Source organism: Veillonella sp. T11011-6 (assembly GCF_002959755.1).
Lineage (GTDB): Bacteria > Bacillota > Negativicutes > Veillonellales > Veillonellaceae > Veillonella.
On the sequence record NZ_PPCW01000005.1, the window covers coordinates 152583 to 170692 of the forward strand.

Below are 18110 nucleotides of genomic sequence, written 5' to 3' on the forward strand. Positions count from 1 at the left end.
TGTATTAGTATTATTTATACGTTGAAGCGGAAGTGTGTTACATCGCCGTCTTTCATAACGTAGTCTTTACCTTCAAGGCGTACAAGGCCTTTTTCTTTAGCCGCGTTTTGGCTACCGCAAGCTTGTAAGTCGTCGAAGGATACGATTTCGGCACGGATAAAGCCTTTTTCGATATCAGAGTGGATTTTACCAGCCGCTTGAGGTGCTTTTGTGCCATTTACAATTGTCCATGCACGAGCTTCCATTTCACCAGCAGTGAAGTAGTTGATAAGACCTAAGAGTGCATAACTTGCTTTGATAAGTTTAGTTAAGCCAGATTCTTCAAGGCCAAGATCTTCAAGGAATGCAGCGGATTCTTCATCGGATAACTCTGCAATTTCAGATTCGATACGAGCAGACACAACAACGATACCAGCGCCTTCGTTTTTCGCATATTCTTCTACGCGTTTTACATATTCGTTGCCGGAATAATCAGATACTTCATCTTCAGAAATATTGGCTACATAAAGAGATGGTTTTGCTGTAAGCAATGTCAACTCTTTGATCATTTCCAATTCTTCTTCTTCAAGACCTTGTGCACGAACTGGTTTTGCTTCACCTAAACCTTCGATGATGCGTTCTAGCAATGGTAATTCAGCACGCGCATCTTTGTCGCCGGATTTAGCGATTTTTTCAATACGTTGTTTACGTTTTTCAACGGACTCAAGGTCTGCAAGGCAGAGCTCAGTGTTGATGATTTCAATGTCACGGATTGGGTCGATAGAGCCAGAAACGTGAGTAATGTTAGGGTCATCAAAACAACGAATAACTTGTGCAATAGCATCTACTTGGCGGATGTGGCTAAGGAATTTATTACCTAAACCTTCACCTTTGGATGCACCTTCTACGAGGCCAGCGATATCTACGAAGCGCATAGCAGCAGGGAGGATGCGTTTGGAACCAAACATTTCAGCCAATACAGCTAAACGATTATCTGGAACGTCAACTACACCTACGTTTGGCTCAATTGTACAGAATGGATAGTTGGCAGCTTCAGCGCCTGCTTTTGTAATAGCGTTGAATAATGTACTTTTACCAACATTTGGAAGGCCTACGATGCCTACTTCTAAATTTGTGCTCATGGTACCACCTTTTATTAAAACATTGATTTCGTTCTTTGTGAAAGTTTCCATAGAAACTCTATCAAATAAATATTATATCATATACGGGCTATAATATTGTACTAAAAAAGTGACACTATTAGTCACATCGGTGACTAGTAGTGTCACTAAACAAAATCCCACACTGATGTGTGGGATTTTATTATGTATCTTATAGAGAGTGAGCTCGTAATTCTTCAGCAGAATGTGTGGAGATCCAAGCTGGTGGAATATCGAATACAGTGTAGCAACCTGTACCGCCATGTTTAGCAAGACGGTAGATACCACGAGCATAAGCAACAAGTGCAGAGCCAGTGAATTCAGGGTTGGAGTCAAGTTTCAAGGAGTACTCGATAACGTGACGAGTGCCTTCTGTGCTTTCACCAGAGCGAAGAACGAAGCCACCATGTGGAATACCTTTGTGGTTGCGATCAAGTTCTTCTTGAGAAATGAAGTTTACTACAGTTTCATAACCTACGAAGTAGTTTTCCATAGTTTTAATTTCGTTTTCAATTTTAGCTTTATCAGCATCAGGAGCAGCTACTACATAGCACTCACGAAGGTGACCTTTGTAGCCATCAACGTCTGGAGTTTCACCATTGCGGATTGCTTCAAGGTATTGTTCCTTAGGAACAGTGTATTGACGAGCATCAAGAACGCCGTCGATACGGCGGATAGCATCGGAGTGACCTTGAGAAACGCCACGACCCCAGAATGTGTAAGATTTGCCTTGAGGCAAGATGCTTTCAGCATATACACGTTGTAAAGAGAACATGCCTGGGTCCCAACCGCAAGAAATCAATGTAGCAGTTTTAGCTTCTTTAGCTACTTTGTCTACATTTGCGAAATGTTCAGGAATACGTGCATGTGTATCGAAGGAATCGATACAGTTAAAGTATTTTGTGACCATTGGAGTTTGTTCGATAAGGTCTGTTGCAGAACCACCGCAAAGAACCATAACATCGATTTTACCTTTGAAGTTTGGTAGATCTTCCATAGTATATGTAGGAACACCAGAAACTGTTTCTAAACCTTTACGGCGAGAGAATACACCAACAAGCTCCATATCAGGTTGTAATTTTACGGATGCTTCAACGCCACGACCTAAGTTGCCGTAGCCAACGATACCAATACGAATTTTGCTCATATTAGCCTCCTATATAAATCGAGAAATTTAATTATTAACATTTTTATTATAGCACAAAACTAGGGTATTTGATAATTTTCTATAGAATCAAATGTAATTTAATAGATAGATGATAGTACTAATAATAAGGCTGTAGTAATTTGTGGGATTATTAAGATAGCTACTATTACATTATTAACAATTAAATAATCATATATATTAAGGTATAGAAAAGACCGATTACCTTACTATTATAGGATTGTAATCGGTCTTTTTATTTTATAGGTATTAGAATTTTAATGTTTTAATTCTTTCAACGGCGCGAATTGTATTTTCACGGCTACCGAAAGCTGTTAAACGAAGGTAGCCTTCGCCGTGAGGACCAAAGCCAGAGCCTGGTGTAGATACGATTTGAACTTGTTCGAGCAAGATGTCGAATAATTCCCAGCTAGTCATATTACCAGGAGTTTTTAGCCAAATGTATGGAGCGTCAACGCCACCGTATACAGTAAGGCCGATAGATTCAAGACCTTCTTTGATAATCCGAGCGTTTTCTTTGTAGTATGCAATGTTAGCGCGAGTTTGTTCACGACCTTCTTTTGTGTATACTGCTTCAGCACCGCGTTGAATGATGTAAGGAACACCATTGAATTTAGTGCATTGACGACGGTTCCACATAGGGTTTAGCGCTTGGCGTTCGCCGGATTTAGTTTTGCCAGTCACTTCTTTAGGCACAACTGCGTAAGCACAACGAGTACCAGTGAAACCAGCAGTTTTGGAGAAGGAACGGAACTCGATAGCTACTTCACGAGCACCTTCGATTTCGTAGATGGATTTTACAGTGTCTTCTGTGTTGATGAAAGCTTCATAAGCAGAGTCGAACATCAAAATCGCATCATTATCTTTACACCATTTGATCCATTCTGCTAAACGAGCACGGCTCAAAACAGTACCAGTTGGATTGTTAGGGGAGCAAAGATATACGATATCTACGCGTTCAGAAGGGAATTCTGGAGAGAAGTTGTTTTCTGCGTAAGTAGGGAGGTATACAACCTTTTGGAAGATGCCATCTACTGCTTCGCCAGTACGACCGCCCATTACGTTAGAGTCTAAGTATACTGGGTACACTGGGTCAGTGATAGCGATGATGTTATCTTCGCTGAATAATTCTTGGATATTACCAACATCAGATTTTGCACCATCAGAAACGAATACTTCATCAATCGCAATGTCTACGCCTAATGGTTTGTAGTCGCCATCAACAATAGCTTGACGTAAGAAGTCATAACCTTGTTCAGGACCATAACCGCGGAACGTTTCAGCTTTACCCATTTCTTGAACTGCTTTGCTCATAGCGTCGATAATTGCAGGAACAAGTGGTAATGTAACATCGCCGATACCAAGACGAATGATGTCTGCATCTGGATGCGCTGCTTGATAATCTGCAACCTTTTTAGCGATATTCGCAAATAAATAAGAACCTTGTAGGTTTAAATAGTTTTCATTAATATTAGCCATGATGACTCCTTTTTATAATCAGATTTCTCTATATATAGTAAATTATATAGAATAATGACGCAAGGATTTTCTATAGAATTTTTCCTTAATCTAAATAGTGTAAATAATTTTAGTATAAAAGTCTATAATATGAGGCATTTATTACTCGTTGATTGCATTAAAGTATATATAGATAAAGAGATTATTAGCATTCAATCAATCTCTTCATTGTTTACTCATAAAGTGGCTATTGATATAATGAAATTATGATTAATATCTTGATTGTTTATATGTAATGAGAGATAAAGTTAATGGCTGTGTTTAGGGGCGTAAATTCTTTCAGGGAGGTATATTATGGTAGATAATAAGGTGTCTATTAAGAAAATTTTTGATCGGATTAAGCGAGTTAAAAAGTTTGAAGAGTTTAAAGCAACTTATGGCTTAACACCTTCTGATGAAAAGGGGAGCACAAAATTTGCAGCAAACTTTTATAAGTCCGATATTGTAAATTACAAGGGGCATGTAACTGGTTCTAAAGATCTGTATAGTGAAGTTATTGCTAAAACCATTATAAATGATAATTTTATAAAAGACTGGTTAAACTTAATACCTGCAAGACCAGAACATTTTAAGATAAATCATCCGAATACAGATGAAAACGTGGATGCCCTAAAAATTACTAATCGAAAAGAGGAAATATTAGCGAAGTTATTATTTTATCAAGGTAATATTGATGGGCTGGGATATATCTTTGATTATCAAACACCATTAAAAGCGTCACGAAACGATTCATATGGAAAAATAGATTTATTAGGCTATAACGTAGATGATAAATGTTATTCTGTCATTGAATTAAAATATCGTCCTTCTGGTAGTGAGGAAACTTTACTACGATGTGTTTTAGAAGCTTATACATATTATAAACTGATAGATTTAAAGCAGATTGAATCTACTATTGGTCATGATGGTATTCAGGAGTTAAAGAAATTATCTGGATATAAACATACGAATGAAGCTGAGTTAGTCGTTTTATTTGATGAAAGATCTTGTGCCAAAGAGGACGGTGGAGCAGAAACTAATTTGATGCTTCGTATTGATCCGTATAAACCTAATACTCCTAGTTATCCATCCAAAACTGTTGTGTCACAACAGTATAAAGAGTGCCAGGAATTAATTAATACAAGTACAAGAAAAGAATTACGAGCTTTATGTGAGGCTATATTAAAACAAGAGTCTAAATTGAAACAAATTCGATTTGTTGTATTACAAGCTCAAAAAGTAAGTAAAGCGCCTTATAAAAATAAAGTAGATAATTGGTCAGAAAATTTGGATCGTTTATATCGAGCAGAAACATTGCTTACCATTTCTAAGTAAAGGTTGAATATGAATATTGTTGTTCATCGTGGCACACATCAGATTGGTGGTAGTGCTATAGAAATTAGTACAGAATCTACTCGAATTATGTTAGACTTTGGTAATGAGTTAAGTTTAGATGAAAAGTACACACCTATAAATCTGGATATAGACGGTGTTACAAAAGGAAAGCCGGATTGTGACGGTATTGTGATTTCTCATTATCATATGGATCACTTAGGCCAACTAACCTCTGTACTATCAGAAATTCCATTATATATGGGTGAATTAAGTAAGGAAATCGCGCTAATAGGTGCTGAGTATCAAGATAGAGGTTTATACTTGCGCTTATTAGGTGCTAATACATTTCGAGGCGGAGATGTCTTTTCTATTGGTGATATACGTATCAGACCTTTAGTTATCGATCATAGTGCTGTGGATAGTTATATGTTTGTCATTGAAGCAGAAGGTAAACGTGTCTTATACACAGGTGATTTCCGGCTGCATGGGTTGCGCCATCACGTATTAGACAAATTAGTTAACACCTATATAGGTGAGGTTGATGTATTAATTACAGAGGGCACCTCATTGTCTAGAGACGCAGATGATTGTATATCTGAAGCCACAGTATTAGACGATATTTCTTCATATATTCAAGATGGGAAATATGTTTTTGTTATGTGTTCCTCTACGAATATTGACCGTATTATGGGGATTTGGCAGAATATGCCAACTGATAAAGTGTTAATTTGTGATGCTTATCAGAAAAGAATATTAGATACTGTGATTAGTAATGTATATTATGAAAGTTCTTTGTATCGTAGACATGATAGACCGCTAGTTCTTGATAAAGGCAAGTATCCTAAACACTATATGGATCATGGATTTGTATCCGTAGTAAGAGCAACAGAAAATTATATTTCCCACATAAAAGAGTTCCCTAAAGACGATGTACGTATTATATATTCCATGTGGACAGGATATACTGAGGAGAATCTAGCATTGAAGGATTTACTAGATACATATCCATCTTATATATGTCATGTAAGTGGTCATGTTTCAAAGACTGATTTACTCAAGTTTATAGACTTAGTGAATCCTGATGTCATTATTCCGGTTCATACCGATAGCCCTGAAAAATTAGAGGAACTAATACCTGAAAGAAACGTTTATATAATAAATGATAACGAGCCATTTATTTTATAATTCCTTTTAGAAATTTCGCTTTTGATGTATAATAAATAAAAAGAGAGCCATCAACGTGTGGTTGCGTTAGGCTCATCTTATAAATGTTTTCTTATGATTGCCTAGCGTGCGAGTATTTTGTATACTCTGTTGCGTTAGGCTTTTATCTTTACATTACTTTAATAGTGCAAAGAGTGATATTGCTATGGAAATTACAAAAAGAATTAAGTAGTACTTTTCGAATTTGCTCATAGTATCACCACCTTTCGGTGATGGGCCTAACTCACGTGATGACTCTTAGCATTAGTATATCAATGTAATTTTAGGAAAAATAGAATTGACATTTGGCTATAGACCAATTCTTGCGTAGTGTTTTACTACGCTTTTTTGTTGAAAAATATCAAAACTATATAGGATTAACTTTGTTTTTGATATAATTTAAATAAATACATATTATCGTGCAATTTTATATGAAAGTGGTGTCTTTATGCTGACGATTAGCAATAAAGGATGGCTTTTTACTTCTATATTAAGTGCTTTGATGGCGTTTACGTCGTTGTCGACAGATATTTATTTGCCTGCCATGCCAGAGATGGGGCGTGATCTCAATGGTGATGCAGAATTAACGTTGACTGGTTTCTTAATAGGTTTTGCGCTAGCTCAGCTTTTTTGGGGAGCGGTTAGCGATAAAATTGGTCGTAAGAAGCCGCTGATTATGGGGATAGTCTTATTTATCATCGGCTCAGTAGGCTGTGCCTTGAGTTCATCTATGCTGGAATTACTAGCTTGGCGCGTATTCCAGGCCTTTGGTGCCTGCGTAGGGCCTATGTTATCACGGGCTATGATTCGCGACTTATACGGTCGGACTGAGGCCGCAAAAATGTTATCTACCTTGGCTATTGTTATGGCTATAGCGCCTATTGCAGGGCCGATGCTAGCAGGGCATCTACTCGTGTGGTATACTTGGCATTCAATCTTTTGGTTATTAGTTGCTATCGGCATTTTGATGCTCGTTGCCGTATTAGTCATTCCTGAAACACATCCTGTAGAGAAACGTAGTAAAAAGTCTATAGCTCATACCTATAATAATTATTGGATTTTATTGCGCAATAAAGGCTTTATGAAGTATACGCTATGTGTCAGTTCCTTTTATATTGCTATCTATGCGTTTTTAACAGGTTCGCCTTATGTATATATTGATGTCTATGAGGTACCAAAAGAGTACTTTGGTTATCTCTTTTCTGTTAATATTATTGGTGTTATGTTACTAAGCGCCATCAATCGCCGTATTGTAAGTGCTATACGTCTCGATAGATTATTGCGATATGCCACATTATTTGCTGCTATTTGTGTATCTGTTGTAATGGGACTAATTGTCTTAGGCTACCATTCACTGTGGTTAATCGTTATTGGTTGTTTTTTATTCTTCTCTATGAACGGCATCATTGCAGCTGTAACAAATGCATTAGCATTAGATAGAGCAGGTAGAATGGCTGGCTCTGGGGCAGCATTATTAGGGGCTATGCAATATGGTAGTGGGATTGTATCATCGTTGATTCTTACCTTCTTACCAAATGATACGGCGGATCCTATGATGGGGGTCATTACATTATTTGTTATTATTTGCGCCATTATCGCCTTTCCTGAAGATGAAAAATATAATCGTATATAATATTGGTGAAAGCAAGGGTTTAAATTTGAACTCTTGCTTTCATTCTTTTTTTAGGTTATAATAGTAAGGCTTATTGATGGTAAGCACTTCCTACCCCTATGTGTCGATAGGGGCATTAGTCCGAAAGAGGAGGTGATTTTGTATGAACAAATACGAAGTCATGTTTATTGTGAAACCAGCTGAAGAGGAAGCAACTAACGCTGTTATTGAAAAAGTAGAAGCTTTAATTGCTCGTGTAGGCGGCACAGTAGAAAAGGTAGATCGTTGGGGCAAGCGTCGTCTTGCTTACGCTGTGAAGAAATTCACTGACGGTTTCTATGTATTGATCAACTTTGAAGCAGCACCTGCTGAAATCAAAGAAATCGATCGTGTATTGAAAATCAACGATGAAGTCCTAAGACATCTAATTGTTAAACACGAAGCATAATTAAAGCCTGGAGGAAAACATGAACTCTGTACAAATTCTAGGTAATTTAGCTCGTGATCCTGAAGTACGCTATACCAAAACTGGTCGTGCGGTAGCAACTTTCACAGTAGCTGCCACAAACACCTATATTGATTCCACAACAAATGAGACGAAAGAACAAACTGCTTTCATCAACTGCGTTGCTTGGGGTAAACTTGGTGAAGCGGCAGGCAATCTTCGTAAAGGCAGTCGTTGCTTTGTAGAAGGTCGTTTGCAAACTCGTTCTTACGAGACTCAGGACGGTCAAAAACGGTACGTTACTGAAGTAGTAGCGAACTTTGTGGGCCAATCCCTTGATATGAATACTAATTCTTTCGAAGGTGGGTCCAATTTTGATAGTTTCAGTACAGGCGGCGATGACGAAAACATCCCGTTCTAGTGTCAGGGACTCCTACTAATTCGAAAAGGAGGATTCGCAATGAGAAGAGATAGAGGCAGAAAGCCAAGAAGAAAAGTATGCGTTTTCTGTGCAGACCATATCGATCAAATCGACTATAAAGACGTTGCTAAACTTCGTCGTTTTACGACTGAACGCGGCAAAATCTTACCTCGTCGTATTTCCGGTACTTGCGCAAAACATCAACGCAAATTGACTACATCTATCAAACGTGCACGTGCAATTGCTTTATTGCCATTCACTGCTGAATAATGGATGAATCAAGGCGGTACAACCATTTGGTTGTGCCGCCTTTTTGCTTTTATGGATAGGGATTATGCGTTTGGCGCATAATCCTTTTTTATATTCCTTTGATTCTCAGGGATTATTATATTTACTGAATTTAATAAATATTCAATATAATAGATGTAGAAATATATGATTAAAATTTATAATAATACCTTTAAAAATAGAGCCTATATGATTAATCTGTATAATCGAATTAATCAAACTTATGCATATAATCAGAAAAGCTTATGGTTTTTATACTATAATGTGAGTATATGCTTAGTACTGTAAAGTTCAGTGAAAGGTGGTAAGTACATGGGATTTTTGAAAAAGGATATATCCCGTCGCCAGTTTATTGGTGGAGCTTTAGCATTAGCGGCCGCATCAGCGGTACCATCATTTATACGCGGAGCCTATAAGCCAACACAATCTGATTCATTGCAAGTATGGACTTGTGGTGGGTTATCGGAAGCATTTCTAGATTTAAACCAAGTCTACACGATGCACACAGGGCACAATATTCAGTACACCGGTGCCTTTGCAGGGGCTATTGGTAAATCCTTATTGGCTGAAAAGAGTCGCACCGAAGTCTTTGGGGCTCGTGGTTTGGATCTAGCGAAAAATATGCGCAAAAAGGGCGTAAGCATTGCTTTTGAACCATTATGTTTTACGGATTACGTCATTGTTACCCCAAAGGGAAATCCCGCAGGTATTCGGGACTTGAAGGATATGGCAGAGCCCGGCGTACGCGTTATGTTGCCATTAGGTGCATCACCTCCTGGTAGTGCCTCTGTAAAAGGGATTATGAAGCTCTCTGGATTAACCGATGGCATTATGAAAAACATGATTGCCGAAAATGCTTGTGTTATTTCTATGATGTGCGACCTTGTAGAAGGTAAAGCAGATGTATCCATTATTGAAAAACGCCTTACTACTCATGATCGATTCAAGGATCGTATTGAATACTTCTCTATACCACCACAATTTGTGCCGCCTGCACCGCTTACTTTCACTATTAATACGATGAAATATGTACAAGATCGTGCATTGGCTGCGGACTATATTGAATTTACACGCTCCCAAGAAGGGCAACAAATCTTAGAAAATCATGGATTTACATCCGTTCATAGTGCGAGAGGTCTCGATTTGATAGAAAGGTTTGGTGTGAAAGATGTGTAGTCATTGTCCGTCATCTACATCCTGTGGGGCCCAAGGCAGTTCTGGTATATCTGGTAAACAAGCCCCTAAGAATTTAACGCTTTGGCGTCGTATCGTACAGTTTATATTCCTCTTTATTATGGGGAAATGGGTATATTATGGTATATTCCGATGCCCTTATATCGTGCCATTTGTAAACTGTGAAAGCTGTTCCATGATTACCTGCTGGGGCCGTATTACCACATATTTCTATGCTTGGTGGATTATTCTGCCAATTATGGTCGTATTCTTTGGTCGAGCATTCTGTAGTTGGTTCTGCCCAAGTGGGTGGGTTAACCAAATGCTAGGAAAAATATCTATGGGACCATTAAGAAATCGTAAACATTACATGCGATTCCTTCAACTCGGCATGGTAGCTACTATAATTTTAGGGCTCGTAGTATACTTCAAATTTGGTAATCCTCGTATTATGATTCCAATTCGGACGAGCGATGAATATTTTAATGCTGTCATTTTATCTATGCAGTTCTCCGAATGGTATTGGGCGGCTCGAACTATAACGGTCGTCTCTATTATTGCTGGTTCCCTTATCATCGCCAATGCTTGGTGTCGCTTTGTATGTCCATTTGGTGGGGTAATGGAATTATTACGTAAAATTTCCATTTTTAAAGTATATAAAACTAGTGATTGTGACGATTGTGATGCATGTCTACGTGTTTGCGAAATGGGCACACGACCAAATGAAATGAATTGCACCAACTGTGGTGATTGCTTACATGTATGCCATAAAGATGCTATTAGATTTGGTCGGAAAGGTTAATTATGAAAGAAAATCAAGGACAAAGTTTCCTACAAAATCATCCATGTTACAACAAGGATGCTGCCGCTAATTGGGGCCGTTTACATTTGCCAGTAGCACCAAATTGTAACATTCAATGTAATTATTGTAATCGTAAGTATGATTGCGCGAATGAAAATAGACCGGGCGTGACGCAGCATGTATATACACCACAAGAGGCAGCAGCCTTTGTGCATAAGGTGTTTGATGCACGTAAGGATATTTCTGTAGTAGGTATTGCAGGGCCTGGAGATCCTATGTGCGATGCGGATAAGACACTGGAAACATTCCGCCTCGTAAAAAACGATTTTCCTCATGTCATGCTCTGTTTATCTAGTAATGGCTTGGCAGTGCCTGATTATATCGATGAAATCGCTGATTTAGGGATTACTCATGTTACGATTACGGCTAATGCTATTGATCCAGAGGTTGCAAAAAATGTATACTCCATGGTTCGCTATGAGGGGAATATCTACAAAGGAATCGATGGGGCCCGTATTTTATTAGAGCGTCAGGCTGAAAGTATTCGTAAATTAAAGGAAAAGAACATCATCGTTAAGATCAATACTGTAGTAGTACCTGATGTAAATATGAATCATGTACCAGCCATTGCTAAACAAGCGGAAGCGTGGGGCGTCGATTTGATGAATTGCATTGCCATGATTCCAGTTCATGACACGGCCTTTGAAAACCATCGAGGACCGACTGCAGAAGAGATTGATAATATGCGTCAATTTATTGGTCACTATGTGCCGCAGATGACACATTGTAAGCGCTGTAGAGCTGATGCGATAGGTCGTTTGTGTGAAGCGTAGAAGTATAAAAGGCTATATACCGAAGTATATAGCCTTAACGATTATGTATTATTTAGTATTTTTAAGGATTCTATGTAGTGCAGATAATGCCATATCTACATCTTCAAGTGTGTTAGCGTAGCCAAGGGAGAAGCGTACGGTTCCTTCTGGATAGGTACCCAGTGTTTGGTGTGCTCGTGGAGCGCAGTGTAGTCCGACGCGTGTCATGATGTGATACTTTGACTCTAGTTCATATGCAATACTGGCAGCATCCATATCATCAATTGTGATGGATACGACGGCTGTTCGATCCTGAATATCTTGTTTGCCGATGATGTTAACTCCAGTTATTGAACGTAAGCCTTCGAGGAAGGCTTTTGTCAAAGCTAGCTCGTGATTGTGGATATTCTCCATGCCGGCCGATTCGATGTAGGAAACTCCTTCATTGAGACCGATGATGCCAGGTAGATTTAACGTGCCTGCTTCAAAGGTGTCGGGCATGTTGGTAGGCATCGTTTCTAAATGTGAAAAGCTTCCTGTACCGCCAGCAATAAGAGGTGTTAAGGTTTGAGCCATTTCTTTGGTAAATATAATGCCACCAATACCTTGAGGTCCTAATAATCCTTTATGACCTGTAAAGCAGAGTGCGTCTATATGACATGCTTTCACATCAATAGGGATGACGCCTGCCGTTTGAGCTGCATCTACAATGAAGTGTAGATTGTGAGCCTTGCAGATGGCACCAATTGATTCAATAGGTTGTACGGTACCACATACATTGGATGCGTGATTGATAATCATAGCCACTGTATTTGGGCGAATGAGTGCTTCTATGCATTCAAGTTGGATGGAGCCAGTTTTGTCACAAGGTATTATATCAAAGGTAATACCTTGATCAAGTAGTTGAGTAAGTGGTCTCATGACTGCGTTGTGCTCCATAGAGCTAACGATTACATGATCACCGGCTTTCAACAGGCCCTTGATGACCATGTTTAAGCTCATTGTCACATTCTGTGTAAAGGTGACGTGAGATGGATCATGACCGTTGAATAAGGTATTGAGTCGTTGTCTCGTTGTATAGATAATATCCTCTACATCGTAGGCGAGGGAGTAGGAGCCACGGTTAATATTGATACCGTAGTTCGTTATATAGTTTGACATGGCGTTAGCCACATTAGGTGCTTTAGGAAAGGTGGTACTGGCATTATCTAAATAGATATAGTTCATAGGTAATCTCCATGAATAACAAGGTGTATTTATGGTTATTATATCATGAGTCATATGCTTGATAGGATACGAGTATATACTCATATATTTGTAGTGTAGTTTGTTTGAAAGGAGTTTATTATGAGTGGGTCTCATGAAAAACGAAATTTAATTATTGCAGGCCTTATTATTGGCGCTATTGCAGGCTTCCTCGTACTAGCTGGCAATCCGGGCAATATGGGCTTCTGTATTGCTTGCTTTGTTCGCGATACTGTCGGTGGCCTAGGCCTACATCGTGCCGCACCAGTACAGTACATTCGTCCAGAAATTATTGGTCTTATATTAGGGGCTTATGTATTGTCCATGATTCGTGGTGAACACCAAAGTAAAGGTGGTTCCTCTCCAATTATTCGATTTATTCTCGGCTTCTTTGTTATGATTGGTGCTTTGATGTTCCTCGGTTGTCCGATTCGTATGATTTTAAGACTTGGCGGCGGTGACTTGAATGCGTTGTTCGGCATTGCTGGTTTTGCTGGTGGTATCGGCTTTGGTACTATATTCTTGAAAAAAGGTTATTCTTTACAACGTACCTATGCATTGAGTAAATTAGAGTCTGCTATGATGCCTGCTATCCAAGTTGGTTTGCTAGTTTTAGTAGTAGCGGCTCCAGCATTTATCTTCTTTAGTCAAAAAGGTCCTGGTGCTATGCATGCACCTTGGTTAATTTCATTGGCAGCAGGCCTCGTGGTAGGTGGCTTATCTCAAGTTAGCCGTCTTTGCACCGTTGGGGGCTTTAGAGATTTATTCTTGTTCAAAAAATCCATCCTTATCTTTGGCTATTTAGCTGTTCTCATTGGTGTATTCGTTGTAAATATTAGTTTTGGTAATTTCCATCTTGGCTTTGAAAATCAACCGATTGCACATACAGATGGCTTGTGGAATTTCCTAGGCATGGCGCTTGCAGGCTTCTGTAGCGTATTGCTCGGTGGTTGTCCATTGCGTCAATTGATTATGACTGGTGAAGGTAATTCCGATTCTGCTGTTACAGTACTTGGCCTTGCCGCTGGTGCAGCATTTGCTCATAATTTTGGCTTAGCTGCCTCCGGTGCTGGACCTACATTGAATGGTCAAATTGCAGTAGGTGTTGGTTTTGTAGTAGCTCTTATCATTGCTATCCTTAATACAAAACGAGCAAATGCTTAGGTAGAAATGAGTGATTATGAAATATATTGCCACATTTTACTCTCATTTTGGAGCGATTCGCTTCAAGCGTGAAGCCCCTGAAGGGGTAACCAATATAGAACTCCGTCCAGTGCCTCGCGATTTGAGTTCTTCTTGTGGAACGAGTGCATCTTTTGATGCTGGTGAAAACTTTACGTTTACAGATGATCCTACAGAGGAGATTGAGCAAATCGTTGCTGTCACTGATGATGGGTATAGAACTATATTTGAAAGTCCCAATAAATAAACATTAGAGCCTTTTAGCGTCGCTAATCTAAGCGGTTCTATAATCATTATGTAACGCAAAAAGAGGAGCTATCCGTTGGATAGCTCCTCTTTGTTATACAGCTTTATATTTTTTAGGTGCTTCACCTTTTTCAGCGGCTTCTTTATCGGCGCGCCATTTGCGTTCGAAATACTTATGATATTCTACAGGAACGTCATCAGGTGTTAAGCTTTCATAAAAACTAGTAGTTCCCTTTGCCTGAGCTTGTTCATAAAACCATGTTTTAAATTCTAGCATGGACAAGCGTGCTTGTAGGTGTTCGATTTCTACTAATACGCGATCTCGTTGATTTTTGATAATAGATAATCTTTCATTAATGCGACTATCGCCTTCGACGCAGTAGTCGATAAAATGTTTGATTTCCTTAATAGGCATACCGGTATGCTTCATGCATTCAATCAATTCTAACCAATCCATATCTGTGTCATGGAATACACGGATACCACCAGCAGAACGTTCTACGAAGGGCAATAGACCTTCTTTATCATAGTAACGCAATGTAGAAGGTGCCACATTTAGTTTTTTTGCGATTTCGCCAACAGTATATGTCATAGGACCTCCTTTTATATATGTAAGTTATAGACAGATATAAAAACCATAAATATAAATTGTATTGACTTAAACCTAACTTTAAGTTTTATACTATAAACATACTTGAAGTATAACACTAGTTATTTTGAGTGACAATATTTACAATCATTATACTTGGTTATGTATGGTGATTGTGGCTGAAGTAAATATAATGTATAGAAAGAATTACCATGAACTTAATTGATATAAAATCCCCAGCCGATTTAAAAGGCTTATCCATTGCTGAATTAACAGATTTAACAGCACAGGCTCGTCAAGCTCTCATGACAAAGGTCTCTGAGCACGGTGGTCATTTTGGTCCACCTATGGGGGCAGCAGAAATAATTATGGCCTTACACTATGTATTTAACTCTCCTGTAGATAAAATCGTATATGACGTATCTCATCAGTCCTATGTACATAAGATGGTTACCGGTCGTGCATTGGCGTTCTTAGATCACGATTATTATGATGATGTAACGGGCTATACAGATCCTACTGAAAGTGAGCATGATTTCTTTAACATTGGTCATACGTCCACATCTATCTCCTTAGCATCTGGCCTGGCTACTGCTCGAAATTTAAAGGGCGACTCTGAAAATATTATTGCTATCATTGGTGATGGTTCTTTATCTGGTGGGGAAGCCTTTGAAGGTCTAGATTATGCGGCCACATTAGATAGTAATATGATTATTATCGTTAACGATAATGACCAATCCATTGCAGAAAACCATGGTGGTTTGTATCGTGGCCTTCGTGAATTACGCCAGACTAATGGTGAAAGCTCTAATAATATTTTTAAGGCCCTTGGTTTAGACTATCGTTTTGTAGCAAAGGGTAATGATTTAGAAACATTGATCAATGTATTCAAGGATGTAAAAGACATTGATCATCCAATCGTTTTACACATCGTTACTCAAAAGGGTAAGGGTTATGCCATTGCAGAGCAAAATAAAGAGGCCTTCCACTGGACAATGCCTTTTGATTTAGAAACAGGTAAACTCAAAAAGGAACATCATGGTCCGACCTATGCTGGTACAATTGCGGACTATTTGATGGAACAAATTAAAGTAGATCCAACAGTGGTAGCTATTAATGCAGGGACACCAGGTGGCTTCGGCTTTAACGCTGAATGGCGTAACGAAGCTGGTAAACAATATATCGACGTAGGCATTGCGGAAGAACATGCTATTGCAATGAGTTCTGGTATCGCTAAAAATGGTGCTAAGCCAGTGTTCAGTGTAGATAGTACCTTCTTACAACGCGCTTATGACCAATTGGTTCAAGATCTTTGCGTCAATAATAACAGTGCAGTCATCATCAATCATATGGCATCTGTATATGGAATGAACGATGTCACGCATTTAGGGTTCTTTGATATACCTATGCTTACTAGCATTCCTAATTTAGTATACTTAGCACCTACTAGTAATGAAGAACTATTGGCTATGACTGAATATGCTGTGCATCAACATGAGTATCCTGTGGCAATTCGTGTTCCTGTAGGTGAATTTATATCTACTGGTGAAGCTGATACGACTGATTACAGTATTTTAAATAAATCTGAAGTGACTCGTCGTGGTGAACGCATTGCCTTGTTAGGTCTTGGTAATTTCTATCATCTAGCTAACCAAGTGGCTGATGAATTGGCTAAAGACGGTATTAACGCAACCGTAGTTAACCCTAAATTTGCTTCTGGTCTTGATGAAGCATTACTGGAAGAATTGAAAGCAAATCATTCCGTAGTATTTACTTTGGAAGATGGTGTAGTTGAAGGCGGTTGGGGGCAACGTATCGCTAGTTTCTATGGTCCATCTGATGTGCGCGTTAAAAACTATGGTATTGCTAAAGAATTCCACGATCGTTATGATGCAACAGAATTGTTACGAGAAAATGGTGTTTCTTTAGAGCAAATTGTGGCTGATGCAAAACAAATTTTATCCGTTTAGTTTGATAAAATATTAAATAAATAATTTTATCTACAAATGCAGTAGAAATATGGTTTTGCCCTGTTTCTACTGCATTGCTTTTTGTTCTATATTTTATAAAAATATAAAATTTGTTAAAAGATTATAGATTTTTTTCGAATAGGACTATAAAAATTAGATGAAGTATTATATAATATTATCTACAGTATGTATTACAGTAGAACAAGTTTGTTGTTAATGTACAAAAATATCACAGTATTATATAAGTAAGTATTAATGAAAAGGGAGATTGTAAGACGTTGAAAAAAGTATTAACCTTAACATTAGCCGTGGCCATCGTCGCCGGTGGCTATATGTCTGAGGCTAATGGGGCGGGAGAACAGCCTTCTAAGCAGGCACCGTCTATATCTGAGATAAACATATATACGCCTAAAGAACTCAATGCACGTCAAAAAGACTTGGTTGATATCGGTCGCTATACGGCATCCGGTGATCAAGGTGCATTGAAAAGTACAATCGCCTCTGCTATTGAGCGAGGTACGTTGACACCGCAAGAGGTGAGTATTGCGATTCGTCAACTTTACTCTGCTGCTGGTTTAAAGCAAATGAATGCAGCATTAGCTACATTTGATCAATTACGTGAGGAGCGTCCTGAGTTTGGCGCTGATTACGAAAAAATGGTTCCAAAGCAAACAGGACTTAGTGCTTTATTGGGGAATGGCACTAATGGGGCTGCTTTGGCTAAGGCTAAAAATGAGGATACAAAAGAAGCGGTTCAATACAATACGTTCCGTATGAAGAAACCAAAACCGCAAAATCGTAATCGCTCTCGCCTTGGTAAGTTGGACCGTGAATTGGTCGCTGCCGCAGCTTTAGGTACGCGTGTAGGTAAAAATAATCTATTCGCTGCATCTGAAAAGAGTTTATCTGAGCTAGGCCTCAGCAAATATCAAATTGAAAATCTTGAATCTTTGATTTTCTAAGAATATAAAGACCTACTTCTTTGG

At 38.7% G+C, this 18110-nt stretch carries 18 protein-coding genes; 13 read left to right on the plus strand and 5 right to left on the minus strand.

Annotated features, from left to right (window positions below):
- Window positions 1-14: 14 nt before the first annotated feature.
- From ychF to VRHSUH10_RS08105, 3 genes are all read right to left on the minus strand, one after another.
- Window positions 15-1121: a redox-regulated ATPase YchF gene (gene ychF, locus VRHSUH10_RS08095; RefSeq protein ID WP_105090340.1), complete on the minus strand. Its 1107-nt coding sequence runs from the start codon at window positions 1119-1121 to the stop codon at window positions 15-17.
- A gap of 190 nt (window positions 1122-1311) precedes the next feature.
- Window positions 1312-2286 carry a diaminopimelate dehydrogenase gene (locus VRHSUH10_RS08100; protein WP_105090157.1) on the minus strand — a complete coding sequence of 325 codons (975 nt, stop codon included), beginning with the start codon at window positions 2284-2286 and terminating at the stop codon, window positions 1312-1314.
- Between the two features lie 267 nt (window positions 2287-2553).
- Window positions 2554-3783 carry an LL-diaminopimelate aminotransferase gene (locus VRHSUH10_RS08105; RefSeq protein ID WP_105090158.1) on the minus strand — a complete coding sequence of 410 codons (1230 nt, stop codon included), beginning with the start codon at window positions 3781-3783 and terminating at the stop codon, window positions 2554-2556.
- A gap of 333 nt (window positions 3784-4116) precedes the next feature.
- Between VRHSUH10_RS08105 and VRHSUH10_RS08110 the strand changes: the two genes are divergently transcribed.
- The 9 genes from VRHSUH10_RS08110 to VRHSUH10_RS08150 all read left to right on the plus strand — a co-directional run bounded on the left by VRHSUH10_RS08110 (window position 4117) and on the right by VRHSUH10_RS08150 (window position 11913).
- On the plus strand, window positions 4117-5136 hold the full coding sequence (locus VRHSUH10_RS08110; RefSeq protein ID WP_105090159.1) for a hypothetical protein: 1020 nt from the start codon (window positions 4117-4119) through the stop codon (window positions 5134-5136).
- A gap of 9 nt (window positions 5137-5145) precedes the next feature.
- Window positions 5146-6321, plus strand: coding sequence for an MBL fold metallo-hydrolase (locus tag VRHSUH10_RS08115; protein WP_105090160.1), 1176 nt, complete (start codon window positions 5146-5148; stop codon window positions 6319-6321).
- Between the two features lie 466 nt (window positions 6322-6787).
- Complete coding sequence (locus VRHSUH10_RS08120) at window positions 6788-7972, plus strand: multidrug effflux MFS transporter (RefSeq protein WP_105090161.1); 1185 nt, start codon at window positions 6788-6790, stop codon at window positions 7970-7972.
- A gap of 142 nt (window positions 7973-8114) precedes the next feature.
- Window positions 8115-8399: a 30S ribosomal protein S6 gene (gene rpsF, locus VRHSUH10_RS08125; RefSeq protein ID WP_004693799.1), complete on the plus strand. Its 285-nt coding sequence runs from the start codon at window positions 8115-8117 to the stop codon at window positions 8397-8399.
- A gap of 19 nt (window positions 8400-8418) precedes the next feature.
- Entirely contained in the window at window positions 8419-8817 is a 399-nt protein-coding gene (locus VRHSUH10_RS08130; protein ID WP_004693797.1) for a single-stranded DNA-binding protein, read from the plus strand.
- Window positions 8818-8856: 39 nt separating this feature from the next.
- Window positions 8857-9087 carry a 30S ribosomal protein S18 gene (rpsR, locus tag VRHSUH10_RS08135; protein WP_004693795.1) on the plus strand — a complete coding sequence of 77 codons (231 nt, stop codon included), beginning with the start codon at window positions 8857-8859 and terminating at the stop codon, window positions 9085-9087.
- 330 nt (window positions 9088-9417) lie between these two features.
- On the plus strand, window positions 9418-10281 hold the full coding sequence (locus VRHSUH10_RS08140) for a substrate-binding domain-containing protein (RefSeq protein WP_105090162.1): 864 nt from the start codon (window positions 9418-9420) through the stop codon (window positions 10279-10281).
- A complete protein-coding gene (locus VRHSUH10_RS08145) occupies window positions 10274-11080 on the plus strand; it encodes a 4Fe-4S binding protein (RefSeq protein ID WP_105090163.1) in 807 nt (268 codons plus the stop codon). Before VRHSUH10_RS08140 ends, VRHSUH10_RS08145 begins: the two co-directional genes overlap by 8 nt.
- A 2-nt stretch (window positions 11081-11082) precedes the next feature.
- Window positions 11083-11913 (plus strand): radical SAM protein, encoded by an 831-nt coding sequence (locus tag VRHSUH10_RS08150; protein WP_105090164.1) that lies wholly within the window; start codon window positions 11083-11085, stop codon window positions 11911-11913.
- A gap of 48 nt (window positions 11914-11961) precedes the next feature.
- Here VRHSUH10_RS08150 and VRHSUH10_RS08155 read toward each other — a convergent pair whose 3' ends face one another.
- Window positions 11962-13119, minus strand: coding sequence for an aminotransferase class V-fold PLP-dependent enzyme (locus VRHSUH10_RS08155; RefSeq protein ID WP_105090165.1), 1158 nt, complete (start codon window positions 13117-13119; stop codon window positions 11962-11964).
- A gap of 120 nt (window positions 13120-13239) precedes the next feature.
- Here VRHSUH10_RS08155 and yedE point away from each other — a divergent pair, with 120 nt between their 5' ends.
- Together yedE and VRHSUH10_RS08165 are read left to right on the plus strand one after the other, a co-directional pair.
- Window positions 13240-14301, plus strand: a complete 1062-nt coding sequence (gene yedE / locus VRHSUH10_RS08160) for a YedE family putative selenium transporter (protein ID WP_105090166.1) — start codon at window positions 13240-13242, stop codon at window positions 14299-14301.
- A 16-nt stretch (window positions 14302-14317) separates the two neighbouring features.
- Window positions 14318-14566 (plus strand): DUF3343 domain-containing protein, encoded by a 249-nt coding sequence (locus tag VRHSUH10_RS08165; RefSeq protein WP_105090167.1) that lies wholly within the window; start codon window positions 14318-14320, stop codon window positions 14564-14566.
- A gap of 93 nt (window positions 14567-14659) precedes the next feature.
- On the opposite strand, the gene VRHSUH10_RS08170 is transcribed toward VRHSUH10_RS08165, so the two are convergent.
- Window positions 14660-15157, minus strand: coding sequence for a MerR family transcriptional regulator (locus VRHSUH10_RS08170; protein WP_105090168.1), 498 nt, complete (start codon window positions 15155-15157; stop codon window positions 14660-14662).
- A 209-nt stretch (window positions 15158-15366) separates the two neighbouring features.
- On the opposite strand from VRHSUH10_RS08170, the gene VRHSUH10_RS08175 reads away from it, so the two are divergent.
- Both VRHSUH10_RS08175 and VRHSUH10_RS08180 read left to right on the plus strand, forming a co-directional pair.
- Window positions 15367-17124: a 1-deoxy-D-xylulose-5-phosphate synthase gene (locus tag VRHSUH10_RS08175; RefSeq protein ID WP_105090169.1), complete on the plus strand. Its 1758-nt coding sequence runs from the start codon at window positions 15367-15369 to the stop codon at window positions 17122-17124.
- A gap of 278 nt (window positions 17125-17402) precedes the next feature.
- A complete protein-coding gene (locus VRHSUH10_RS08180; protein WP_005387811.1) occupies window positions 17403-18086 on the plus strand; it encodes a carboxymuconolactone decarboxylase family protein in 684 nt (227 codons plus the stop codon).
- Window positions 18087-18110: the final 24 nt, after the last annotated feature.